This window comes from Bradyrhizobium sp. CCBAU 051011, assembly GCF_009930815.1.
Taxonomy (GTDB): Bacteria; Pseudomonadota; Alphaproteobacteria; order Rhizobiales; family Xanthobacteraceae; genus Bradyrhizobium.
Window position 1 is genome coordinate 4879112 of the sequence record NZ_CP022222.1, and the last position, 24592, is coordinate 4903703.

The following is a 24592-nucleotide window of genomic DNA, read 5'->3' on the forward strand; positions in this document are numbered from 1 at the left end:
TCCGATCTACCAGTAGATCAATCCCGTTCGAATCGTTCCGAATCCACTTCTCGCAAAGATCGCTGCGATCTCTTGCTTTTCGGCGCAATGTGCAGCGAGGGTTTGGTATAACCGTGCCTCGATGAAGGGGGCATGTTCCCTGCTGGTTGACGCTGCATCGGCAGTCGCGGATATCAGCGCGCTGATTTGGCGTATCAAAAGATCGTCTGTCGATGGCTGCATAACCTTCTCCTTCGATCTCGGTCCGACAAGATGATTCCTGATTGCGGTTCACTGCAAGTCGGCAAATGCCGGCTGCGACAGATTGCTCGCGCTTCATCAAGTTTCAGCGAGCGAGGGTGATCCTGCGCATCTCCTGCAACCGAGCCAGACAATATTCCCGGTAGAGTAGATTGATGAGCGTCCCCATGATCGACTCCATGTCTGATCACGGAATCATGTTACGACGTCATCGTTTCAGAATTTTTTCCTCGGCCGAAAAAATGGTTTCGTGCAAGGCGCGGAATACTTCATGCTGTCTGCGGGCGACGAAATACCCTCACGGCGCGGTGACTGTTATGCATCATACGCGTCGGATCGCTCCTGCGGCTTGATCTCGCCGCGGCCAGTCCCGGTACAATCGAACCCTGGCTCAATCCGGCTTGGTTTCGCTCTTGCGCTCGCTCTTCCCGCCGTCCTTGAGGTCGTCCTCTTCCTTCACCAGTGTCAGCAACCTCAACGTCAGGAACGTAAACACCGCCACCGTCACGGCGACGTCGTAGCTGCCGAGCCCGACGGAAACGCCGATCGCGCCGGTGGCCCACAGGCTCGCGGCGGTCGCCGTGCCCTGCACGGTAGTGCCATGCTTGAGGATCGCGCCGCCGCCGATGAAGCCGATGCCGGTGATCACGCCTTCGATGACCTTCGACATGCCATCGGGAGAATTCACCATCAGCTGTTCGCTGGCCTGCACGAATCCGCAGCTTGCCATCGCAACCAGCGGAAAGGTGCGCAGCCCTGCGCTCCGCGCCCGCTTTTCACGGTCCCAGCCGATCGGAACGGCCAGCGCGAAGGCCGCGGCCAGCGCCAGAAAATGAATACCTATCTGAAACCGGTCCAAAACACGCCCTTCTGAAACAAAGCCCCGCTACCCGCGAACGTGCGGGTAACGCGGCAGGGCAGCGCAAAGTTTCAGCGCGGGGATTGTATTGCCGGGGGGCTGCCGACGACGGTCGTGCCCGGCGCCGCGCTCGTGATCGCTGCCGTCGTCCGGTACTGCGGCAGATGATTTTCCAGCGAATAGAACACGCACAGCGCAAGGCTGGACCAGACCGCCAGGCTGAAATAAAGCGACATCCAGGCAATCTCTTCTTTCCATTCGCGCAGGTCGTGCGTCACCACCCAGCGCGTGCTGACGTCGCGCAGGCCCTCGCGCGGCGTCAGGCGCTTGTCGCCATCGGCTTCTCCGGTCCGCCAGCGCTTCAGATACATCGGGACGTCGATCGTCATGAGAAACGCCAGAAAGCACGCAATGCCCGCGATGGCGACGACGAGGATGGCACGAACCGCACCGTTGAACTCCGGCAGCAGGCGGCAAAGCGCGACGCCGATGGCGAAGAAGGCAACCGCCCACAGCGAATTCTCGATGGCGTTGCCAAGATAATTCCGGGTCAGCACCGCATACCATGACAGGCATTCCGCGATCAGGATCAGCGGCACGATCACCCACGCGACATTCGTCACGGTTTCCGCGCCGGTCATCGTGCCAAGCTGGTGCAGGATGATGGCCCATTGCGCCACGAAGCAGATCTCGGCCACGGTCGCCACGGACCGTCCGACCATGACGCTCGACAGCCAGGTGTCGAACAGGCAGATGCGCTGCACGTCCGCGCGCGGCAGAAACGACCTGAAGGCGCAGCCGAACACATAGGCCGCGCAGAACAGCAGCATGGCGCCGGCGCCGGATAGGCTGCCGACGGCTCCAGCGGGCGGAATCGGAAGCTCGCGGTACAGCACGAACCAGACGGCGATATTGACGCCGCTCACCAGCGTCAACAGGGCCCACCACCAGGACACGGGATTTGACCAGGCCAGGGAACCTGACCGCGCCTGCCATTCCAAGCTCATTAGCTGCTCCGCCGTAATCGAACTGACATATGAATGTAATAATACATTCACATATGTCGAGCCGAATCACGACCAGAGTATGTCCGGGGCTAGGGACGGAGATGGCGCTTCGGCACGGAGGAGGGCTGCGATTGTGACAACCGGGCCGATTGAGCCAACTGAGTCCGGCCGATCTCAGAGTCTGACTTCAAAAATTATGGGTAATTGAGCGCGGCCTCACCGCGAATTCGTCATGCCCGGGCTTGTCCCGGATCCACCGCACTTGCTTCGGCAAGAACAGACGTGGATGGCCGGGATCAGGCCCGGCCATGACGACAAAAAAAAATGAGCCCGATGGTCAGACTCTCAAGACAGGAATTTCACACCATAGGTCTTGCCCCGGCGCCACACCACTTCGCACGACTGGCGCGTCGTATGTTCGGGCACCAGCGCCAATTCAAAACTGTCCCGGATATCGAACGGAGCATCGGTCACAATCTTGGCGCCGCCCGGCGAGACGTCCAGGACGACGCACTCGATCTTCGTCACCCCGTCGTCGGTCGTCACCCATGTCGGCCGTTTGCGCAGCTGGCGTCGCGGTTCGCGCTGCACTTTTGTCCTTTGCTCGTCGACAATCATCCTGCCCATCCGTCGTTGGACCCAGTTGGCTGGGTCTTCGAAGCAGGCGCCACAATGAAGGTAAGTTCGTAAAGTTCCCTTAGCTTATCGATTCAAATTGACCCGGTTTGCTTCGCGAGTTGTAAGCTTGGCTCTCGCAACTTGCCGGCGCCGGCGGCAGGTTAAGGCCTCCCAAATTGCCTCGAAGGCGGCAAGGTCATCGGAGCGATGCGGTGGCCTGCAAGGCCGACGCGGATACGATCAAGTAGGCGACAGTTATTCCGGAATCGTGGTGGGCAAATCGCCGTAGAAAGACGTGGATGGCCGGGGACGAAGCCCGGCCATGACGAAAAGCGAGAATCAGCTTCTCAGAAATTCACCCGGTTCGAGATCGCGCCGTCGACGACGAGGTTCGAGCCGGTCGTGAACGAGGAGGCCGGGCTCGCCAGGAACACGGCCGCGTTTGCGATTTCCTGCGGCGTCGCCATCCGTCCGGTCGGATTGCGCGACAGCGCATCCTGGTAGCGCTTCGGCATGTTCTGCTCGACCATGTTCCAGATGCCGCCCTTGAAATAGACCGTGCCCGGCGACACCACGTTGACGCGGATTTTCTTGCTCGCGTATTGCCGCGCCAGTCCCTTGGCCATGTGGATCAGTGCCGCCTTGATCGGGCCGTAGGAGCTGGCGGAGTCGGCCTGTGCGGCTGATATCGACGAGATGATGATGAAGGCCGCGTCGCCGGTTTTTCCGCCGCTGGTCTCGAGAAACGGCCGCGCCGCCTCGAAGGCGTTGACGGCGCCGAGCACGTCGAGCCGAAAGTTTTGCTCCCAGGAGGCGGGATCGCCACCTTGCGCCATCGCCCCGGCATTGGAAAATAACATGTCGATGCTGCCGAGTTCGTTGGCTGTATCAGATATCCACGATTTCAGCGCGGCCGCGTCGGTGACGTCGACAGAGGCGCCGTTCACGCGCCCGCCATGCGCCTTCAGCTCGGCGACGGTTGCTGCGACCTGTTCCACATTGCGCGCGCACACCGCGACGCCCGCGCCTTCGCCCGCCAGTGTTTCCGCAATCGCCCGTCCGATGCCACGCGTGCCACCGAGCACGACGGCGTTTCTGCCCTTCAAACCCAAGTCCATTTTTGTTTTTCCTTCATTGGTCCACGGCGCATTGTAGCGATGAAGGTCGTGCGGGAGAAAGCTCAAAGTACATGTGGTCGCAGCTCGCGCCAAACCGTCATGGCGAGCCAACGGGTCGGTGCGAAGCGCCGCCGGATGACAGGCTCCGCGAAGCAATCCAGAGCTCAGCTCGGGGATAGCTGGATTGCTTTACGCGCAAGCCCAATTTCAATGCGCAACTGCGACAAGCCGGCCCCCAAATCAATTCTGATTTTCAGAAATCGTGTCAAGCCCAGGAATCAAAAATATTCCGCTTAACTTCGCACGCAAATCAGCGGCATAACTCCGCCCGTCTCCCGCGGATGAGGGGCGTTGGCCATCGTCACGAACGTGCGGTGAGATGCGATGGACGCTGATGGCGCGCTCGACGTACGCGCCGGAAGCGTACGGCGAAGTCGTGTGGTTCGGGCGCCGCGGTGCTGGCGTTAAGTCCTTAAGAAGCGAAGCTTCTCGGGGGCGACGGAGGCAAAAGAGCCGTTCTCCGGGAAGAGCACGAAGTAAGCCGTAAAGCCATTGCGCAGGGAAGGCCGGAGTGTTTCCGCTGTACCTGTATGCTCGTGTGCGTTTCTTGCTATGCGCAATGGCACACGAGACCTCGGGTGCAGCAAGCACCCGGTCTTCCCTGCGCCCTTGTGTCCAGGAAATCTGTCAGAATGTGCGAACGGGCGGTTGCGCACCAACCGCCCGTTGCTGGAACTGAGCCCGTTGCGCCCAAAGGCGACCGAGCCTGTGTCAGAGCGAGGGACAGCTCCGGTGTCTTCCTCAACCCGAACAGTTGCAAGGGCTTCGAGCCCGAACCGAGCAAGGAAGGGAGTGGATGATGGCACAAAATGCTCATGTTGTCGTGGGTATCGATGTCGCCAAGGACAAGGTGGATGCGTGCATTCGTGCGTTGGGATTACGGCAAACCCTCCCGAGCACGACCCAGGGGCACCGTAAGCTGGTCGCCTGGCTTCGCAAGCACCAGGCGAACAAGGCGGTGATGGAGGCGAGTGGCGGCTATGAGCGTGCCTGGGCCAAGGTGCTGCGCGACGCCGGCATCGAAGTTCGGATCGTCGACCCCAAACGGGTCCGCAGCTTCGCGCTATCAGCCGGACGGCTGGCCAAGAACGATACGATCGATGCCGAGATGATTGCCTGGTTCGCCGAGACATTCAGCGATGCGCCGGGCCAGAAACACGATGCGGCACAAGAGGAGCTGCAGGCACTCGTAAAGGCGCGCTTAAGCCTGATTGATTTTAGGATGCGCTTGGTCAGCCAAAGCGAGCATGCCGCGCCGGGATTGGTGCAGAAGGCGCATGCCCGCATCTTGAAGAACCTGGCCTGCGAGATTGCCAAGCTCGAGGCCGCCATCTGCGCCAAAATCAAGTCCATGCCGGATTTTGCGGAACGCGCCGAGATCATCGAGAGTGTGCCGGGGTTCGCCGAGACGAGTTCGGCAAACCTCCTTGCAGGAATGCCGGAGCTTGGTCAGGTGAGCAACAAGATCGCCGCGGCCTTGATCGGGGTCGCCCCCTATGACGACGACAGCGGAAAGCGCCGCGGCGAGCGCCACATCAAGGGAGGCCGCCGCTGGGTCCGTAACGCCATCTACATGCCCTGTGTTGGCGCAGCCACGCTGAACAATCCCGTGCTGAAGGCCTACTATCAGCGCCTGATTGCCAAAGGAAAAGAGCCGAAGATTGCCATCATCGCCGGCATGCGCAAGCTGATCATCATCCTCAACACCATGATCGCACGACGGCAGAAATGGGATCCCAGCCGTTACGCGTTGAGCTGACGAGCCACCGCGATCGGTTCCGCGACCGAGCGCTTGCAAAGCCGACAGACCGGTGAACGGGCGGGGTCAAGGCCGCAGCCGCCGTAGGCGGGGGCGCGCCAGCGCCAGCCTTGAGGCCGGCCGATCACCGGGCTACTTCCAGCACAGTTGCTCTGCATGAGAGGAGGGCAAAAGAAGATCCAACCTCGGGCGCAACATGCCGCGAGATCGCGAAACTGTATCCAACCGTCATTGCGAGCGCAGCGAAGCAATCCATGCATCCGTTATGCCATGCGATGGATTGCTTCGCGGAGCCTGTCGTCGGGCGCGCATTCGCGCGACCCGTTGGCTCGCAATGACGTGGAAAGTCCGCAGTGTATTACTCCGGCGCCGCCCCAACCGGCGGGCCGCCGGGCGGACGGTGCAGGAAGGTGATCGTCGCATAGGCGCCGACCCACGAACCAATTGCTGCGAAGGCGACGTAGACCCAGTTCTCGGTGTAGCTGATGACGGCGTAGGAGGAGAGCAAATACCAGACGCTGCTCCAGGTCGCCGCCGGCACGCGCTTGCGGTGTACCACCGCCGAAGTGAACATCACATAGACCGCGTCGGTCCCTGCGGTCGCAAGGAAAACGGCTCCCGCCGTCAGGGGGTCGATGGCAGCCATTGCAACTCCTCTCCTGGTCGGGCAGATCTTCCAAAGGCTAGGGAAGAGAGGCATTGATGCAAAGCCCCCTGGGAATCCTTCGCGATATCTGGACGTCGGCCGGCGGCGATCCGTCCGCACTTAACGCGCTCACATTAACCGGCGACGAGCCGCAATTGCCATCCTCGTTTCGCGTCGCCGCAGCGGCGCAGGTCAGCGTCGCCGCGAGCGCGCTCGCCGCGGCCGAGATCTGGAAAATGCGCAGCGGAGAGGCCCAGCACGTCTCGGTCGATATGCGCCACGCTGTGGTCGAATGCCGGAGCGAACGTTATCTGCGCGTCGACGGCAAGCCGCCGCCGCCGGCCTGGGACGCGATCGCCGGTGTCTACAAGACCCGCGATGGCTTCGTGCGGCTGCACACCAACTTTCCGCACCACCGCGACGCCGTATGCAAGGTATTGAACTGCAAGCCCGAGCGTGACGCGGTGCAGGGCGCCTTGATGCAATGGGAGGGCGAAGCGTTCGAGACCGCAGCCTATGCGGAGGGCGGCGTCGTCGCCTTCATGCGCTCGCACGACGAATGGTCGGCGACGCCGCATGCCAAAGCGCTCGCCGGATTGCCGCTGATCTCGATCACGAAAATCGGCGAAGCCGCACCAAAACCGTGGCCCGAGGGCGAGCGGCCGCTCGCCGGTCTTCGCGTGCTCGATCTGTCGCGCGTGATTGCAGGTCCCGTGGCGGGGCGAACGCTCGCAGCCCATGGCGCTGATGTGCTGCTGATCTCGGGGCCGGATCTGCCGGCGATCCCGTGGCTCACGATCGATACCGGCCGCGGCAAGCTGACGAGTTTCGTCGAACTCAAGACGGAGCCGGGCCGGGCGGTGTTGCGGGAGTTGCTGACTGCGGCCGATATCTTCTCGCAAGGCTATCGGCCGCGCGCGATCGCCGGCCTCGGCTTCTCGCCGGAAGAAGCGGCGCGCATCAATCCCGGTATCATTTATGTCACGTTGTCGGCCTATGGTGCCGCCGGGCCGTGGGCGGAGCGGCGCGGCTTCGACTCGCTGGTGCAGACCGCGACCGGATTCAACCATGCCGAGGGGCAGGCGGCCGGTGTCGATGGACCTAAAGAATTGCCGGCGCAGATGCTCGACCACGCCACCGGTTACTTCATGGCGTTCGGCGCCATGATGGCGAAAGCGCGCCAGGCGCGTGAGGGTGGCAGTTGGCACGTTCAGGTGTCGCTGGCGCAGACCGGGCGGTGGCTGTGGAATCTCGGGCGGGTCGCCGGCGGGCTGGATACCCGGGATCTTACAGGGGAAGCGGTGACGCCGTTTATCCAGGAGGTCGATTCAGGCTTTGGCGCGCTGCGGTCGGTCCGGCATTCCGCGGTTTTGTCGAAAACCCCGGCGTTTTGGGCTCGTCCGGCGATGCCGCTCGGTACCCATCCACCGTTATGGCCGGCACGCGAAATGAGGCAACCATCGGGCGGTCAGCCTCAGTTCTCCAAACTTTAACCTCCTCCGCCAGGCCGGTTTTCGATTTTTAGGTTGTCTAAAGCGCCAAATGGGCACTATTAGCGCAGGGGTGAGACAAATCGTCGCTGAATGGTTCCGGGTCGGATGCTCAAGGTGTTTGCGAAGCGATTGCAGATCGTTACCCGGCAGCGGCTGACCGTGGCCATCGGTCTGTTGGCCCTGGTCGGTGCGGGCGCCTATGGCTACGCCCAGATCGGCGGTCCAAAGCGCGGGCATTCGGAAATCTCGAGCCAGTCGCGCAAGGGATTGCAGCGCTACACGCCGAGCGCCGCCGAATGGGCCAGCCTGACCATTCAGCCCGTCACCGAACGCGGCTTCCGCGCCGAGAACGTCACCGAAGGCAAGATCGCGATCGATGAAGATCGCTCGACGCCGGTGTTCTCGCCGTATGCGGGCCGCGTCACCAGGCTGCTGGCCAGACCGGGCGACAGCGTCGTCAAGGGCCAGCCGTTGTTCGTGATCGAGGCGGCCGACAACGTTCAGGCGCAAAACGATTTCATCGCGGCGATGACCGCCATGAACAAGGCGAAGTCCGCGCTCGATCTGGCGCAGTTGCAGGGAGCGCGCGCCAAGGACCTGTTCGAGGGCAAGGCGGTCCCGCTGAAGGATTATCAGCAGAGCCAGGCGACACTGATTCAGGCGCAGAACGACATGCGCTCGTCGGAAACGGCGGTCCAGGCGGCGCGCAACAAGCTGCGCCTCCTCGGCCTCACCGACGACGACATCGCGATCTTCCAGGAGAAGGGCCGCATCAATCCCGAAATCACCATCTTCGCGCCGCTCGGCGGCACCGTGGTCCAGCGCAGGATCGGTCCCGGCCAATATGTCAACGCCGGCGCCAGCGACCCCGTCTATGTGATCGGCGATCTCTCCACCGTCTGGATGACGGCGTTCGTGCGCGAAAGCGATTGCGCCAACGTCGCGATCGGGCAGGAGGTGAGTTTCAGCGTGCTGGCGCTGCCGGGCCGTTCGCTGTCGGCGCGGATCAACTACGTCGCCACCGCGATCGACCCGGCGACGCGGCGGCTGCTCGTGCGCGCCACCATCGACAACAAGAACGGCACGCTGAAGCCGGAGATGTTCGCCAACGTCACGATCTATTCCGCGGGCGACCGCCCGGCAGTCGGCGTGCCGAAACAGGCGCTGATCTACGAAGGCGACCAGGTCCGGATCTGGGTCGCGCATCCGGACAAGACCATTGAACTGCGTCAGATCAAGCCCGGCCTCACCAATGGCGATCTCGTCGAGGTGGTCGGCAATTTGAGGCCCGGCGAGCAGATCGTCACCAAGGGCGCACTCTTCATCGATCGCGCCGCGTCCGGCAGCTGACCCCTCATTGAAAGCTTCGATCTGAATGGATCGCCTGGTCGCCCTAGCAGTCAGCCGCCGCTATTTGATGGTGGGCATGTTCGTCGCCGTGCTGGTCGGCGGCCTGATCGCGTTCAGGCAGCTCAACATCGAGGCCTATCCCGATCCGACCCCGCCGATGGTCGATATCGTGACGCAAAGCCCGGGCCTGTCGTCGGAGGAGATCGAGCGCTACATCACGATCCCGATCGAGACCCAGGTCGCCGGCATCAAGAACCTGCGCACTATCAGAACCATCTCGCTGTACGGCTTGTCCGACGTCAAACTGCAATTCTCCTTCGACTACACCTATGAAGAGGCGCTGCAGCAGGTGTTGAATCGCCTGGCGCAATTGCCGCCGCTGCCAGGCAATGTGCAGCCGACCATCTCGCCGCTCAGCCCGATCGGCGAGATTTTTCGTTACCGCCTGAAGGGCCCGCCAAACTACAGCGTGCTGGACCTCAAGACGCTGCAGGACTGGGTGTTGCAGCGCCGCTTCCGCGCCGTGCCCGGTGTCATCGACGTCACGGGGTGGGGCGGCAAGACCAAGACCTACGAGCTGCAGGTCGATTTCAACAAGCTGGTCGCCAACGGGCTGACGCTGCCGCAGGTGCTGCAGGCCGTCAGCAACGCCAACATCAATGTCGGCGGCAACACCGTCAACATCGGCGCGCAATCCGCCGTGGTGCGCGGCGTCGGCCTGATCCGCTCGGTCGACGACCTCAACAACACCATGGTGTCGCAGTCCGGCGGCAATCCGGTGCTGGTCCGCGACATCGCCCATGTCACGATCGGCGAGAAGCCGCGGCTCGGCATCGCCGGCCTCGATCAGGACGACGACATCGTGCAGGGCATCGTCCTGATGCGGCGCGGCGAGCAGAGCTCGCCGACCATCGCCCGGGTCGAACAGCTCGTTCGCGACATCAACAACTCCAGCGTCCTGCCGCCCGGCGTGAGAATCGAGCGGATCTACGACCGCAAGGACCTGATCGACATCACCACGCATACGGTGCTGCACAATATGGTGGTCGGCATCATCCTGATCGTGCTGCTGCAGTGGATGTTCCTTGGCGATCTCCGCAGCGCGCTGATCGTCGGCGCGACGATTCCGTTCGCGCTGTTTTTCGCCGTCATCATCCTGGTGCTGCGCGGCGAATCCGCCAATCTGCTGTCGGTCGGCGCGATCGATTTCGGCCTGATCGTGGACGGCACCGTGATCATGGTGGAGGCGATCTTCCGGCGGCTGACCCAGACGACCGCGCTGTCTGAGGCTGAGCAGAGCCACATCTCCTTCGAGACCACGATGGGCATGAAGAGCCACGCCATCCTGTCGGCGTCTGCTGACGTGTCGCGCTCGATCTTCTTCGCCGCCGCCATCATCATCGCCGCCTTCCTGCCGCTGTTCACGCTGAGCGGCGTCGAGGGCAATATCTTCGGGCCGATGGCGCGGACCTATGCCTATGCGCTGGCGGGCGGATTGATCGCGACCTTTACGGTGACGCCGGCGCTGAGCGCGATCATCCTGCCCTCGCATCTGGACGAGACCGAGACCTGGGTCGTGAAGCAGCTCGACCGGCTCTATGTGCCGGTGCTGGAATGGGCGATCGCGAACCGCAGGATCGTGCTCGCCGGCGCCGCCGTCCTCGTGCTGATGACCATTGCGTTCGCGCGGCTGCTCGGGCTGGAATTCCTGCCCAAGCTGGAAGAAGGCAATTTGTGGATTCGCGCGACGCTGCCGCCGACCATCTCGTTGCAGGAGGGCAATGCCTACGTCAACGAGATGCGCAGGATGATCCGCGCGCGCCCCGAAGTGGAATCGGTGGTGTCGCAGCATGGACGTCCGGACGACGGCACCGACGCCGCCGGCCTGTTCAATGCCGAATTCTTCGCGCCGCTCAAACCCAACAGCGAATGGCCCGGCACCCGCGACAAGGACGAACTGACCGCGCAGTTGCTGGGGCAGTTGCAGGACAAATTCCCGGGCGTCGAATTCAACTTCTCGCAATATCTGCAGGACAACGTCTCGGAGGCCGTCTCGGGCGTCAAGGGCGAGAACTCGATCAAGCTCTACGGCAACGATCTGCAGGCGCTGACCGATACCGCCAACAAGATCAAATCCGTGCTCGGCACGGTGCAGGGCGTCACCGACCTTGCCGTGTTCACCTCGCTCGGCCAGCCGACCATTCAGATCGACATCGACCGCGCTCGCGCGGCTCGCTATGGCCTGTCGCCCGGCGATATCAACGCCACCATCAAGGTCGCGGTCGGCGGCGACAGCGCCGGCGACATCTACGAGCCCGGCAGCGACCGCCACTTCCCGATCATCGTTCGCCTTGCGCCTGAGTATCGCAAGAGCGCGGGGGCGATCCACAATTTACGGATCGGCGTAGCCGGGCAGGGCGGCATTACGCAGATCCCGCTCAGCGAGGTCGCCTCGATCAACCTGATCTCGGGCGCGGCCTACATCTACCGCGAAGGGCAGGAACGCTATCTGCCGATCAAGTTCTCGGTGCGCAACCGCGACCTCGGCAGCGCGATCCACGAAGCACAGGATAAGGTCGCCGAGCAGGTCCAGCTTCCGTCGGGATCGCGCATCGAATGGGTCGGCGAATTCGGCAACCTGAAGGACGCCATCCGCCGGCTGTCGATCGTGGTGCCGATCAGCCTCGCGCTGATCGGCGTGCTGCTGTTCTTCAATTTCGGTTCGATGGTCGACACCTTGCTCGCGATGAGCGTGATCCCGATGGCGATCTTCGGCGGCGTGCTCGGATTGCTGATCTCGGGGATTCCGTTCAGCGTGTCGGCGGCGATCGGCTTCATCGCGCTGTTGGGCATCGCTGTGATGGACGGCATCATCATCCTGTCGCAGTACAACCAGCTCATCGACGAAGGCTATGAGCGGATGCGCGCGGTGATCCGTACCGGCGAACTGCAACTGCGTCCGGTGCTGATGACCTGCGTGGTGGCGGGCGTCGGACTGCTACCGGCGGCACTCTCGGAGGGGATTGGTTCGCAGGTGCAAAAGCCGCTGGCGGTCGTGGTCGTCACCGGCATGATGCTGGCGCCGATCGTGATCCTGGTGACGCTGCCGGTACTGATCTTGGTGTTCTCGCGCCGGGCGCGCTAGAATCCGTGTGGGCACATGCCCATGTTTCCTGCCCACTCGGTTTGTGGTTGACGCAATCCGGCGGGCGTCCCTTGATAGCAGCAGGGACAACCGCAGGAGCAAGCCATGCGGATCGAGGAAAGCCAGGGCACCAGTCAGGTATCTGCAGGCCCAACGAACGGCCACGCACCACCTGCGACGACCGCGCCGACGGCTGAGCAGATTCTCGGCGAAATCCGTGACTACTGCCGCCAGACGCGCACGGCCGAATCGACCTTCGGGCGGCTGGTCGTCAACGACGGCAAGCTGGTGTCGCGCTTGCGCGACGGCGCCAGGATCACGACCGGCACGCTCGACAAGGTGCGAGCGTACCTCGCCGAGCACCGGCCTGCATCGGCCGGCGCGCCGACCAATTCACTATCGGCCAAGCCGCTGAATGGCGAAGCCACCGCCAACACGGTTGCGCCGCCGGGCTTCCGATTCTTCGACAACCGGCAAAAGTATCTGCTGTTCGTCTCGACCTGCAGCGAGAAGACCGAGGTCGGCAACCGCATCTCACTTGAGCTCGGCAATCTGCAGCCCGCGCCGCCGGCGCTGCGCATCTTCGACGCCGGTGTCGGCGACGGCACCGTGCTGTCACGGGTGATGCGCGCGGTGCACGCGCGATTTCCCACGATGCCGCTCTACGTCGTCGCAAAGGAGATCAGCTACGAAGACGTCCGCCTGATGCTGGAGAAGATGGCGGATCGCCTGTTCGAGCATCCCGCGACCGTGCTGGTCGTGACCAACCTCTATTACGCGGAGGCGCCGTGGCTGACGCCGCGCTCGGTGACCTCGGCGCAAGGCCTGATCTGGAAGGATGTCACGCTGACTGGCAATACCGCGCACGGCTTCGCCGAACAGATCAGCGAGCTCGAGAGCTTCCTCGCCGAGAACTGGCGCGCAGGCATCAGTCCGACCTCGGGCAATCCGGTCTATCAGCGCCCGGTGATCCTGACGCTGCGGCGCGAGGATCATTCGTTCCTGCTCGATCCGATCATGCCGCGGCCCGGCCGCGTGATGGCCGACTACGATCTCGTGATCGCTTCGCAACCCTATCGTGCGCGGGCAAGCGTCGAGTTCAAGGCTTCAAAAGTCGTGACGCCGCTCGTCAAATCGTTGCGACCGGGCGGGCGGCTGATCGGCATCCATTCGCACGGGCGGGATCCCGGCATCGAGATCATCGACCAGGTCTGGCCGGGCGACGACCCCTTCAAGACCGACCGCTACGCCATCCTGCGCCAGGTCAAGCACGAACTTGGCGCGGCGGCGCGGCATTACAATTTCAATGCGTCATCGGATGCGCGCTCGATCTTCCGTTATCAGATGCACACGCTGCCGGACGAGGTCAGCGGACCGATCGGCACTTCGACGCTGTTCGCGGCCTGGAACGCTGCGATCTACGTGGCGCAGATCGAGGATAACAGGCTGTCGGAAGTCGTTCGCGATGGCCGCTATCTCGAAGCCACCGACCGTGTCCTGAAGAAGCATGGCGGCCTGTGGTTCAACGACGAAACCTATGTGATCTCGCGCCGCCGCGCGCCGGCCTGAGTTTGGGAGGCGTCCGTGACCGTCCCCGATCAGTCATCTCCCAGACTGGCCGCGCTACTGCCGTCGGCCTCCGTCGAAATCTCCTCGCGCGGGCATCAGCTTGCAGAACTGCGCGACTATTTCGCTGCAGGTACCGACGTCACGGTCACGTTCCTGCCCGGCGACAATTATCATCACAACGTCGAGACGGCGGCCGCGCTGCGCAGCGCCGGCTACAATCCGGTGCCCCATATCGCCGCGCGCGAAATGGCCTCACGGGAGGCGCTCGACGATTTCCTGGCGCGGGCGCGGGGCGAGGCTGCCGTGTCGCGGGTCCTCCTGATTGCGGGCGATGTCGTGGCAGGCAAGGGCCCGTTCAAATCGACGGGCGACATCCGCAACAGCGGCTTGATCGAGGCAAATGGGATTACGTCCGTCAGCCTCGCCGGTCATCCCGAGGGCCATCCCTATCTCGAACTGCCGGATGCGCTGAATGGCCTGAAGGGGTGGCGGGAATGGGGGCGGCGGACGGGAGCGCGGGTCGATATCGTCACCCAGTTCTGCTTCGAGAGCACGCCGATCCTTCAGTGGATTGCTGAACTCGATCGAGCCGGCATCGATCTGCCTGTCATCGTCGGCCTTGCCGGTCCGGCAACGCCGGCGACACTGACAAAATTCGCGCTCCGCTGTGGCATCGGCAATTCCATGCGCGCGCTGCGGGCTCAGGTCGGCCGGTTCGGCCGCCTGCTGACCGACACAGGGCCAGATGACGTCGTCAGGGGCTTGCGGTCGGTGCCGGCGGCGGCGACCGCATCGATCGCGGGATTCCACCTGTTTCCGTTCGGCGGGCTGCGCAAGGCCGGCGTGTGGTTACGCGACTACGAACACGGCCCGCTCCAGCACGTGGAGCGGGCCGCGATCTCACACCTCGGGCTTCAGAATCCGTAAAGCTGGGCCGGATTGTCGACCAGAATCTTCTTGCGGATCGACGCATCCGGCGCCCACACCGGAAGCTGGTTCAACAGCTTCCCGTCATCGATCTGGAACAGCGGCGTCACGTCGGTGACCTGCTTGCCGGCCGGTGTAACCGAATCCGGATGCGGCCAGTCGGTGCCCCAGACGATGCGATCGGGATTGGCTGATATCAGCGCCTTGGCGAGCGGGATGCAGTCGGTGTAGTCGGGGCCGAGTTTCGAGGAGCGATACGCGCCGGAAATCTTCACATAGGCCTTGCCCGATTTGACGAGCTCCACGAGATCGGCGAAGCCCGGCTGCTCCACGCCCCGGGCTGCCTGGGCGCCGCCGAAATGATCGAACACGACCGGCACCGGTGAGGCCATGACCAGATCCTTGACCGCGGTGATCATCGCTGGGTTGGTGTAGATCTGCACGTGCCAGCCGCGTGCCTTCATGCGCTCGACGGCGGTCGTAAATCGCGGCCGCGCGACGTTCGGATCGTTGACGCCGCCGGTTGCGAGGTTGAGGCGGACGCCGCGAATGCCGGCCTTGCCCATGAGATCGAGATCGCTTTCGGACGTCTTGTCGTCGATGACGGCGACCCCGCGCGCGGTCGGCCCCCGCGCCGCCATGCCGAACAGCGTCGCCGAATTGTCGGTACCGTAGATCGAGGGCGTGACGATCACGACGCGCTCCATGTGCAGCGCCTTGTGCAGCGCGCTCATTTCCTCGGGCGAAGCCAGTTCGGGCGTGTAGACGCGGCCGGAGAAGAACGGGAATTTCTCAGGGTCCGGGTGAATATGGGTGTGGCAGTCGCAGGCGCCCGCGGGCACGTCGAAATTCACCGGCGTCGCGGGCTGCGCCGCTTTGGCCGACGCGGTTCTGTCGTTCATCATCACTCCGGCTGCGATGGAGGCAAGCATCATACTGCGTCGCGTCAGCATTGGTGTTCTCCCTGGATATTGTTGTTGATTGTTGGCGTCTGGCAGGGCCTCGGACCCGTCAGCTCCGGTGTTCTCCCATCCCCCGGCACCGGGCGTGTTTCGTCCGCTGAGCGGCCGGAAGCTTATCGGGAGAAGTGAGGCGCGGGAAGGGCAGCCGTGCTTCGAGTTATCGGTTCAGTAACGCAGCCGGTCTATCGAACCGGAAGACGCTTCGATTTGACTAATCCTCCGCCCGCCCAGAATATCTCGTACTCCTCTGGAATCACTTCATGCGAAAATTTTCACAAAAGTTCAAAACCGGCGCGTCGGTCGTTGCCGTGGTCGTCGTGCTGCTCGGCGTTTACAGCTATCGCAAGCTTGCGGCGCTGGCGGCCGATCCCACCGGGGAAAAGGATTGCGGTCCGGCGATCGGCGGCGGCGAGCAGGCGAAAATTGATCTGGAGCGGATCAAGGCGATTGCGCCGCTCAAGGATGTGAAGTGGTCACAGCTCGGCGGCAGCATCAATGATGCAAGCTGTCTCAGCAAAACCGAGGTCTACGGCGTGGTCGACGTCCGCAGCGTCGACGATATTGCCAAGACGCTGGCCTTTGCACGTGACAACAAGCTCTCCGTCACCACCGCCGGCGTGCGCCACAGCATGGGCGGGCACGCCTTCCGCAAGGGAGGTATCGTGCTTGACATGCGCGGCTTCAACAAGATCGTGCTCAACGAGAGTTCGCGATCGGTCACCGTGCAGCCGGGCGCGACCTGGCACGACATCCAGAACGTGCTGCACCCGCGCTTCGCGGTTCGCGCCATGCAGTCGACCGACATCTTCACCGTCGGCGGCTCGATCTCGGTCAATGCCCACGGCATGGACCATCAGGCCGGCGCGCTCGCGAAATCGATCAAGTCGATGAAGGTGATGCTGGCGGACGGGTCGCTGCGCACGGTATCGGCGACGGAGAACCCGGATTTGTTCAACCTCGTAGTTGGCGGTTACGGCCTGTTCGGCGTCATCGTCGAGGCTGAACTCGATATTGCCGACAACCTGGTCTACCAGACCGGCCGTCGCATGATGGACTACAAGGAATTCCCGGCGCTGTTCGCCAATGAGATCGAGAAGGACGGCAATATCGGCCTGATGTATGGCCACCTCTCGACCGCGCCCAGCTCATTCCTGAAGGAATTGCTGCTCTACACCTACACCAAGGTGGAGGGCACCGATTTCAAGCGCGAACCGCTCGGCGAGGTCAGCGGCACCAAATTGCGACGGCTCACGATCAACCTGTCCAAGCAGGGCCCGCTGTTTCAGGAAATGAAATGGCTGTCGGAAAAGCACATCGAGCATCGGATGGAAAGTTGCACGGTGACGCGCGCGCAGGCGATCGGTTCGGCGGAGGCCTGCCTCGTCAACCGCAACGACCCAATGCACGATTCTGTGCCTTATTTGCGCAACTCACTGCCCGACGATACCGACATCCTGCACGAATACTTCATTCCGCGCAGCCAGTTCGTCTCGTTTGTCGACGGCATGCGCAAGGTGCTGACCGACAACAAGACCAATCTTCTCAACGCATCGGTGCGCGTCGTGCATCAGGAGAACAATTTCCTGACCTATTCGCCGGAACCGGCATTCTCGCTAGTGCTCTACATCAACCAGACGACGGATGACGAGGGCAACCGGCGAATGAAGAAGGCGACGGAGGAACTGATCGACCTCACCATCGCGCACAAGGGCCGGTTCTTCCTGCCTTATCAGCTCTATTATTCGAAGGATCAGTTGCAGCGCTCGTATCCGCAGATCAACGACTTCTTCGCGGCGAAGCGCAAATACGATCCGAGCGAGCTATTCACCAATACGTTTTACCAGAAGTACGCGTCGTGACACTGCCCGGCAGAATGGGATTGGCATTGCGTCCATCACAGAAAATCTCGCAGCCTGGCAAGTTCAACGGCGAGTTCGGCGGAGATTACTTCAGGGATCAGTTCGCCCTGAGGGGCAGTATGAATCTGGTAGAGATGACGTTGGCCCAGCGGCTGCGTCAATAACTTCGTTAGGCATTCGTCCAAGGTGCCGTCAAAGACCGAGTATGGGATGGGCCACACAACGTCTTTGGCACGCTCGTTGTTCTTCGACGGCCATTTTTTCAGAACAGCGGGCGCGTAGAAATCCGTTTGAGGAAACTCCATAAGGTTGGGCATCGCGATCGCAGTTACAGTGCGGTGAACCGCCTCCGTGGCAGGCCGCTGCAGCCGCCTGCCTGTTCCGCGTCCAGCACAAACAGCGCACCTGCCGCGTACAGACGGCCGACGAAATCGGCGTCGTCGGAACGCGCGATGGTGAAGTAGCTGTTCGACGCAAGAATGCGGCCGTTGGCTTTGGCGATCGCAGCCAGCGCCTGGGACGGCGGGCCAATCACAGCCATCGACTTGCCGGGCGCCGAACCGAACGTCAGCGTAACGACCACGGCGAGCCAGCCGACGATGACGAGGGCGATCGCACCGGCAATCCGGCCCCATCGCAAACCTTCACGCAGGCGCCCGTCAGTAATCATAGAAGTGCTCAATGCTTGCACCCATGGCCTTGAGCTCGCGGTTGATGTCGACAAGTTTGTCGATCCTAGCCTTCAGGCCTGCCCGGCGAAAGCCGGGCCGCGCATCCAGTTCTAATGAAAACAGCTCCATCGTGCCCTTGATGTCGAGTTGAGCGGCATCGGGGGCAATCACCGTGATGAGGATGTCGTGATTACCTGCGATCTCCGCAACCCCATAACCCTGATCCAGCAGGCCCTTGAGGATGTCGGTAAAATCCTTGTAGCGCGGCGTCTGCACCAATTGCCATTGCGGGGTCAGCGCGCGGATCGGTTTGATGCGCGGCTCCTTCGCCAGCACCGCCGGCGGCAACGTCGCGACCGCAAACATGATTTCGCGCGGTTCGTTGTCGCCTCCGGCGTCGAGCGCCTTCTGAATCAGCGAGGCATAGCCGATCTTGACGAAATACTCCGCGCCGAGCGCGAAGTCGCGCTCCCAGCTGCGCATGTTGCTCGGCGTCGGGGCAGAGATCGCGAACAGGCCGTCGAGCTTGTCGCGGAACGGATATTTGTACCAGGGGATGGTATAGAGGAAGGCGGCATAATCCTGCAGCACGGCGCGGCCGAATTCGTCTTGCGGCGTGCGCTTCTCGCCCCTGATCCATTCGAATACGCGGCCGATGGTATTCTCGTAGAATCCCTTGATGGCGTATTCGACGGAATAGCTGATGCCGATGACGTAAATCATCGTCTTCACTTCGGTCAGCGATTCTCCCGTCGGGGGCACGGCGCGATTGATGGTGCAGAAGCTGCGCCAGAACCCGAAGATGTGACCGAGATAGCCAAAATGGCTTTCGCTGGAGCGGTCGAGGAAACGTCCGAGATCCTCGAAGGAATAGACGATGTACCATTCGGGGAAGGTGAAGAACGTGTTGTTCAGCTTGCGCCGGTAGCCCGACTCGTCGATCGCGGGCAGGGTGACGGCCGGTGCGCTCGGCGCTGTTGCGCCGGACGACGGACGGCACGTGCCCTCGACATAGGCCAGCGGCAAAAGCACCGTCAGTGCAATCAGGATTGCGACGACAGCGAGGATGCGCCGCAGCCACCTAAGCATGAACGGCGGTCCGCGTCCGCGGCGCCAGCAGGTAGCCGATCAGGATCGCCACGCCGCCGAGGCCGAGATGGGGTGCATTGGCGAAGAACCGCGTCGAGAGCGGCAGGTTGAGGACGCCATTGATCAGGATGCCGAAGTCGAGATAGCCGCTGCCGGTGAGCAGGCCAAGCATGCCGTCGGCGAAATAGAACACGCCGAACAGTTGAAAGAACAGTTCCGAGGCGCGACGCGAGGTCATCGCCGCTGCGGCCGCCCATAGCGCCGAAACCAGATGCAGCCCATCGGCATACCAGGTGCGGCGGAACAGGCCGAAGATCATGTCGTTGGCGTCGATGAAAGCCGGGATGTAGCCGGTGAGAATCACGAAGCCGAGCAGGGCGGCATAGCCCCAGGCGCACAATCTGATGATGTCCATGATATCTCCGGCCGGTTCGAATCTCTGCCCAGTCTAGAGTTTTGCAAGCGTCTTGAGCAGGGCGTCGTTGAACATGCCGGGGTCCTCGATCTGCGGAATGTGGCCGAGCCCCGGCAGCAAGGTCAGGTCCGTATCTGACGGCAGCAGCGTTTGGAGATCGCGCGCCTGCTCGACCGGCGTAATGGTATCCTTGTCGCCCCACAGGATCGCGACCGGGACTTCCAGCTTCGCATAGGCAGTGCGGTCCGCACTTGCTGCACCCGTGTCGGTGCCGAGGAAATAATAAAGCCAGTCGGCGATGTCGCTCGTGCTGTCGCGCTGGGCCAGCGGCCTTTGCAGGATCGCGACATATTCCGGCAGCGCGCGCTCCTTCTTCGCGATCATCGATTGCAGCAGCATTTGCGTCGCGATCGGATTGGTGATGGTCAGCGACACCAGGATTTCGCGAATCCATTGCGGCTGAACTACCCAGGGCGCGGCCGATGGGGTGGCCGTCAATCCGAGGGCCGCATCGACCAGCACCAATGCGCGTGCCCGATCCGGATATCGCATCACCAGCTCAGTCGCAGTCCCGGCGCCGAAGGAGTGTCCAACGATGATGGCGGGCGGGGCCTCCAATGTATCGAGCACGTCGTTGATTCGGGCAGCCTGGTTCTGCCGCGTATAGTTGCCGGGACGATCCGAGAACCCGAACGGCGGGAGATCAAGGGCGATCACATGAAAGCCGGCCGATGCCAGCGCGTCGCTGGTCTGCCGCCATAGCTCGCTCCACGCCGCCGTGCCGTGAAACAGCACCACGGGAATGCCGTTCGCCGGGCCCTTCTCCTGCACGAAGACGCCGCCCGATCGTGTCGGCACCAGATGGCCGGTCCTTGGCGCCAGTTGGGCGCGCATGCCGGTCTCGCGTATCGACGCCGCCATGCGAAACGAGGTGATCAGAAGGATGATCGACAGGACGAGGACCAACAGGCCGTTGGCCGACCAGCGCAGGATGTTTGAAACCACGAGGCCTCGCAAAATCCATCGAAATAAAACGGGGGCGGGAACCCCTGAGTTTTAGGCCAACGCCGGTTACTGGCGACTGAAAATACCCGACATGATCAGCGTCCGGTTAACACAGGGAGAAAATACAACCTACTGCCCGGATGGCGTCCGCAAGCCGTGCCAGGCGTCGCGCACCTGATGGTAGTGCACTTCAGGCAGATAATCCGGCGTGTTGAGGCCGAGGTTCTTGACGTCGAGCCGGCCAACGGCGCTGAGCAGCGTATAGGAGGCGATCACGCGGTCGCGCTGCGCGCCGATCAGCCGCGCCTTGGCCAGGATCAGGTCCTGCTGCGCGTTCAGCACGTCGACCGTGGTGCGCTGGCCACCGGCGGCCTCCCGCTGCACGCCCTGCAGCGCGACGGTGGCGGCGCGGACTTCGGCTTCGGAGGCGGTGACCGCAATCTTGGCGCCCTCGTTGGCAACCCAGGCGCCGACCGCGGCGGTGCGGGCCTGGTTGCGGACCTGATCCAGCACCTGCCGGCTTTGAGTAGCGATTTCCTTGGCCTGCCGGGTCTGGGAGGCGGCCATGCCGCCATCATAGATCGGCTGGGTGAGCTGGGTGGTTATGGAGGCCTGATCGGTCCCGAAGGTGCCGAGGGTTGGATCCGACTGCTTGCTGCGGCTGGCGCTGCCCTGCAGCGTGATGGTCGGCATCAAGCTGCTCTCGGCGACGCGGATCGAGGTAGAGGCGACGTCGAAATCGAAGCTTGCCGCCATCACCGCCGGATGTTCGCGGAAGGCAAGCCCGGTGGCGTCGTCGCGGCTGCGCGGCAGCAGGCGATCCACGGTGTCAGCGGGCCGGAGTTGGTTGGGTGCGTTGCCGATGACCTGGGCATAGGTCGCCTGGCTGACGGCGAGGTTGACCTCGGCGGCGTTCAGATCGGCGCGGCCCCGGCTCAGGCGAGCCTCGGCCTGCGCGGTATCGGTCGGCGTGACATCGCCGGCATTGAGTCGCTTCTGGGTGATACCGAGCGTCTCCTGCAGGAACGCCACGTTGGCGCGCTGCGCTTCCACCAGCGACTGGTTGGCGAGCACGTTGGTATAGACCGTGACCGCATCGAGCAGCACGCCCTGGCCGACATTGCGCAGGGCTTCGCGACCGGATTGCACCTGCAGCTCCGCCACGCGGACGCTGTTGGCGGTCTTGAAACCGTTGAACAACGTCTGGGACACGGTCACCCCGATGGTCCAGGGCTTCAGGTTCGCCGACTGGACGGTGTTGTCGGGCAGCAGGTTGCGCACTGCCTGAAAGCCGGCGGAGAGAGTAGCGATGATCTGCGGCCGATAACCCGAAAGCGCCTGCGGTACGTTCTCGTCCGTGGCGCGCTGGCGGGCGCGTTCGGCATTGAGCGCGGGATTGGTCTGGTAAGCCTTGGCCAGCGCGTCGGGCAGGCTTTCGCCATGCGCGGCCGGTGCCGCCAACACGAAGCAACCCGCCGCAAGGCAAATGCCCGATCGAAGCAACCGTCGTGTAACCTGGCCAACTCCTGCGGCGCGCCTTGCCATTTGATCCCGTAGCCAACACGAGAACGTGATAACCCTGCTTCGAGTCATCCCGCTCTGTCTTCCTGTTTGGGCACGATCTTCAGAAATGGCGGTTACCCCGTCATTCCGGATCATGCGTTGCTTGTCCGCCCCCGCCGACAGCCCCGGCTCGTCTACCTGTTTAGGGGGCACCGTGGCCACAGGCAAACTGCCGCGCGACATCAGTACATTAATTCGGTGAAATCCGTGCTTGGCTGTTGCCGGTTCGTCACAGACGAAGTTCAGCGGCATATGCGCTATGGTCCGGTGGCTGGCGTCCGACTCAGGGCGGTTGGCTTCCAAGCTGTGCCCGGGTCCGCAACTGATGCCAAAGCTGTTTTCCGATCCCGAATCAATCGCGGAGGACATCATCCGCGATGTCGGAACCGACCTCGTAGTCGGCTTGCCGCTCGGGCTTGGCAAGGCCAACCATGTCGTCAACGCGCTCTACGCGCGCGCCGTGGCTGACCGCTCGATCAAGCTCACCCTGTTTTCGGCGCTGACGCTGGAAAAGCCGCGGCCCTCAAGCCTGCTCGAACGGCGCTTCATCGGCCCGGTGATCGATCGCCTGTTCGGCGGATATCCTGACCTCGCGTATGCCGATGCGCTGCATGCCGGTGAATTGCCGCCCAACATCCAAGTGATCGAGTTCTTCTTCCTGGCCGGCAAATGGCTGCGCGTTCCGTATGCGCAGCAGCATTACATCTCCGCGAACTACACCCATGCCTCGTCCTATCTGCTGACGCGCGGGCTGAACGTCGTCACCCAACTGGTGGCGAAACGCGTGGTCGAGGGCATGACGCGCTACAGCCTGAGCTGCAACACCGATACGACGCTCGACATCCTGCGCGCCCGCAACGAAGGCCGGGCATCGTTCAAGCTGATCGGGCAGGTCAATTCGGAGCTGCCGTTCATGCCGGGCGCTGGCGATCTGCCGGCCGATGAATTTTCCGCCGTGCTCGACAGCCCTGCGACGGATTTTCCGCTGTTCGCGCCGCCGGCCGAGCCGGTCAGCGACACCAAATATGCGATCGGGCTTCACGCGGCGGGCCTGGTGCCTGACGGTGGCACGCTGCAGATTGGCATAGGGCAGGTCGGCGATGCATTGGCGCAAGGGCTGATTGTCCGCCACCGCGACAATACACAGTTTCGCGCCATCATGAAGCGGCTCGGGTCGGGCAGCGAACCTGCGCAGATGGGCCCGTTCGAGAAAGGACTCTATGGCGTCAGCGAAATGTTGATCGATGCGTTCCTTGGCCTGATCGATGCGGGCATTCTCAAGCGCGAGATCGATGGTGCGGTGCTGCATGGGGCATTTTTTCTCGGGCCGAAATCGTTCTATCGCGCGTTGCGCGAGATGCCGGCCGAGCAACTCGCGCGCATCCAGATGATGCCGGTGTCCTTCACCAACCAGCTCTATGGTGACGAGGAGGCCAAGCGCCGCGCGCGGATCGATGCGCGCTTCATCAACACCGCAATGATGGCGACGCTGATGGGCGCTGCGGTCTCTGACGGCCTCGAGGACGGCCAAGTCGTGAGCGGCGTCGGTGGTCAGTACAATTTCGTCGCGCAGGCGTTCGCGCTGCAGGGCGCGCGATCACTTCTCGCGCTGGAATCGACACGGCCGGCCGGTCGCAAGACGCTCTCCAACATTCGCTGGAATTACGGTCACCAGACCATCCCGCGCCATCTGCGCGACGTGTTCGTCACCGAATATGGCGCAGCCGACGTCAGGGGCAAATCGGATGCCGAAACCATCGCGGCGATGCTGGCGGTCACGGACTCCCGCTTCCAGGATGAGCTGGCTGGGATCGCCAAGGACGCCGGCAAGCTGCCGAAGACGTATGAAATTCCGCGCGCCCATCGCGAGAACTTTCCGGAACGAATCGCGGAGGCCCTGAAGCCCGCGCGCGAGGCCGGGCTGCTGCCGTCGTTTCCGTTCGGCAGCGATTTTACCGAGGTCGAGCAACGGCTGATCCCGGCGTTGCAGTTGCTGCGCGAGGCGCAGCGAACGCCGCTGCTTCTGCCGGGATTGCTGTGGCAGGGAATGACGCAGCCGCCGGATGCTGCCAAGCGCGAATGCCTGAAGCGGCTCGGTCTCGACCGCCCGACGACGTTTGCCGAGCGCGGTTACCGCGCCTTGGTCAATGCGGCGCTGGCGCGGACGAAATAGCGAGACAATGAAAATATCGAAAACAACCCCATGCAAAGTAGCTGTAGGAGGCAAAGCGACTTGT

General features: G+C 62.8%; 20 protein-coding genes. 8 read left to right on the forward strand and 12 right to left on the reverse strand.

Annotation, left to right across the window (positions count from 1 at the left end; all coding sequences use genetic code 11):
- Positions 1-631 precede the first annotated feature (631 nt).
- The 4 genes from ACH79_RS22760 to ACH79_RS22775 all read right to left on the reverse strand — a co-directional run bounded on the left by ACH79_RS22760 (position 632) and on the right by ACH79_RS22775 (position 3842).
- A complete protein-coding gene (locus ACH79_RS22760) occupies positions 632-1099 on the reverse strand; it encodes an MgtC/SapB family protein (RefSeq protein ID WP_161853003.1) in 468 nt (155 codons plus the stop codon).
- Between the two features lie 71 nt (positions 1100-1170).
- Positions 1171-2106 (reverse strand): hypothetical protein, encoded by a 936-nt coding sequence (locus tag ACH79_RS22765; protein WP_161853004.1) that lies wholly within the window; start codon positions 2104-2106, stop codon positions 1171-1173.
- A gap of 345 nt (positions 2107-2451) precedes the next feature.
- Positions 2452-2724, reverse strand: a complete 273-nt coding sequence (locus ACH79_RS22770) for a PilZ domain-containing protein (protein WP_161853005.1) — start codon at positions 2722-2724, stop codon at positions 2452-2454.
- 347 nt (positions 2725-3071) lie between these two features.
- Positions 3072-3842 (reverse strand): SDR family NAD(P)-dependent oxidoreductase, encoded by a 771-nt coding sequence (locus tag ACH79_RS22775; RefSeq protein ID WP_161853006.1) that lies wholly within the window; start codon positions 3840-3842, stop codon positions 3072-3074.
- 859 nt (positions 3843-4701) lie between these two features.
- Between ACH79_RS22775 and ACH79_RS22780 the strand changes: the two genes are divergently transcribed.
- Positions 4702-5661: an IS110 family transposase gene (locus tag ACH79_RS22780; RefSeq protein WP_161849892.1), complete on the forward strand. Its 960-nt coding sequence runs from the start codon at positions 4702-4704 to the stop codon at positions 5659-5661.
- Positions 5662-6019: 358 nt separating this feature from the next.
- On the opposite strand, the gene ACH79_RS22785 is transcribed toward ACH79_RS22780, so the two are convergent.
- The gene (locus ACH79_RS22785; protein ID WP_161853007.1) at positions 6020-6307 is read right to left on the reverse strand and encodes a hypothetical protein; all 288 of its coding nucleotides are present in this window, start codon (positions 6305-6307) and stop codon (positions 6020-6022) included.
- A 56-nt stretch (positions 6308-6363) separates the two neighbouring features.
- Between ACH79_RS22785 and ACH79_RS22790 the strand changes: the two genes are divergently transcribed.
- The 5 genes from ACH79_RS22790 (at position 6364) to ACH79_RS22810 (ending at position 14791) form a co-directional block, all read left to right on the forward strand.
- Positions 6364-7800 carry a CoA transferase gene (locus ACH79_RS22790; protein WP_161853008.1) on the forward strand — a complete coding sequence of 479 codons (1437 nt, stop codon included), beginning with the start codon at positions 6364-6366 and terminating at the stop codon, positions 7798-7800.
- A gap of 105 nt (positions 7801-7905) precedes the next feature.
- On the forward strand, positions 7906-9150 hold the full coding sequence (locus ACH79_RS22795; protein ID WP_161853009.1) for an efflux RND transporter periplasmic adaptor subunit: 1245 nt from the start codon (positions 7906-7908) through the stop codon (positions 9148-9150).
- Positions 9151-9175: 25 nt separating this feature from the next.
- The gene (locus ACH79_RS22800; protein ID WP_161853010.1) at positions 9176-12295 is read left to right on the forward strand and encodes an efflux RND transporter permease subunit; all 3120 of its coding nucleotides are present in this window, start codon (positions 9176-9178) and stop codon (positions 12293-12295) included.
- A gap of 105 nt (positions 12296-12400) precedes the next feature.
- Positions 12401-13864: a hypothetical protein gene (locus ACH79_RS22805; RefSeq protein WP_246738069.1), complete on the forward strand. Its 1464-nt coding sequence runs from the start codon at positions 12401-12403 to the stop codon at positions 13862-13864.
- A gap of 15 nt (positions 13865-13879) precedes the next feature.
- Positions 13880-14791 carry a methylenetetrahydrofolate reductase gene (locus tag ACH79_RS22810; RefSeq protein ID WP_161853011.1) on the forward strand — a complete coding sequence of 304 codons (912 nt, stop codon included), beginning with the start codon at positions 13880-13882 and terminating at the stop codon, positions 14789-14791.
- Here the strand turns inward: ACH79_RS22810 and ACH79_RS22815 are convergent.
- Positions 14779-15744, reverse strand: coding sequence for an amidohydrolase family protein (locus tag ACH79_RS22815; RefSeq protein WP_161853012.1), 966 nt, complete (start codon positions 15742-15744; stop codon positions 14779-14781). The two genes, ACH79_RS22810 and ACH79_RS22815, sit on opposite strands and share 13 nt — an antisense overlap.
- A gap of 269 nt (positions 15745-16013) precedes the next feature.
- Here ACH79_RS22815 and ACH79_RS22820 point away from each other — a divergent pair, with 269 nt between their 5' ends.
- Entirely contained in the window at positions 16014-17612 is a 1599-nt protein-coding gene (locus ACH79_RS22820; protein WP_161853013.1) for an FAD-binding oxidoreductase, read from the forward strand.
- A 35-nt stretch (positions 17613-17647) separates the two neighbouring features.
- On the opposite strand, the gene ACH79_RS22825 is transcribed toward ACH79_RS22820, so the two are convergent.
- The 6 genes from ACH79_RS22825 to ACH79_RS22850 all read right to left on the reverse strand — a co-directional run bounded on the left by ACH79_RS22825 (position 17648) and on the right by ACH79_RS22850 (position 22337).
- Entirely contained in the window at positions 17648-17929 is a 282-nt protein-coding gene (locus ACH79_RS22825) for a hypothetical protein (RefSeq protein ID WP_246738070.1), read from the reverse strand.
- Positions 17930-17940: 11 nt separating this feature from the next.
- Entirely contained in the window at positions 17941-18282 is a 342-nt protein-coding gene (locus ACH79_RS22830) for a hypothetical protein (protein ID WP_161853014.1), read from the reverse strand.
- A complete protein-coding gene (locus ACH79_RS22835) occupies positions 18272-19372 on the reverse strand; it encodes a hypothetical protein (RefSeq protein ID WP_161853015.1) in 1101 nt (366 codons plus the stop codon). Before ACH79_RS22835 ends, ACH79_RS22830 begins: the two co-directional genes overlap by 11 nt.
- Positions 19365-19787, reverse strand: a complete 423-nt coding sequence (locus ACH79_RS22840; RefSeq protein ID WP_161853016.1) for a hypothetical protein — start codon at positions 19785-19787, stop codon at positions 19365-19367. Before ACH79_RS22840 ends, ACH79_RS22835 begins: the two co-directional genes overlap by 8 nt.
- Before the next feature lie 33 nt (positions 19788-19820).
- On the reverse strand, positions 19821-20792 hold the full coding sequence (locus tag ACH79_RS22845) for an alpha/beta fold hydrolase (protein WP_161853017.1): 972 nt from the start codon (positions 20790-20792) through the stop codon (positions 19821-19823).
- A 129-nt stretch (positions 20793-20921) separates the two neighbouring features.
- Positions 20922-22337 (reverse strand): TolC family outer membrane protein, encoded by a 1416-nt coding sequence (locus ACH79_RS22850; RefSeq protein ID WP_161853018.1) that lies wholly within the window; start codon positions 22335-22337, stop codon positions 20922-20924.
- Positions 22338-22680: 343 nt separating this feature from the next.
- On the opposite strand from ACH79_RS22850, the gene ACH79_RS22855 reads away from it, so the two are divergent.
- A complete protein-coding gene (locus ACH79_RS22855; RefSeq protein WP_161853019.1) occupies positions 22681-24528 on the forward strand; it encodes an acetyl-CoA hydrolase/transferase C-terminal domain-containing protein in 1848 nt (615 codons plus the stop codon).
- Positions 24529-24592: the final 64 nt, after the last annotated feature.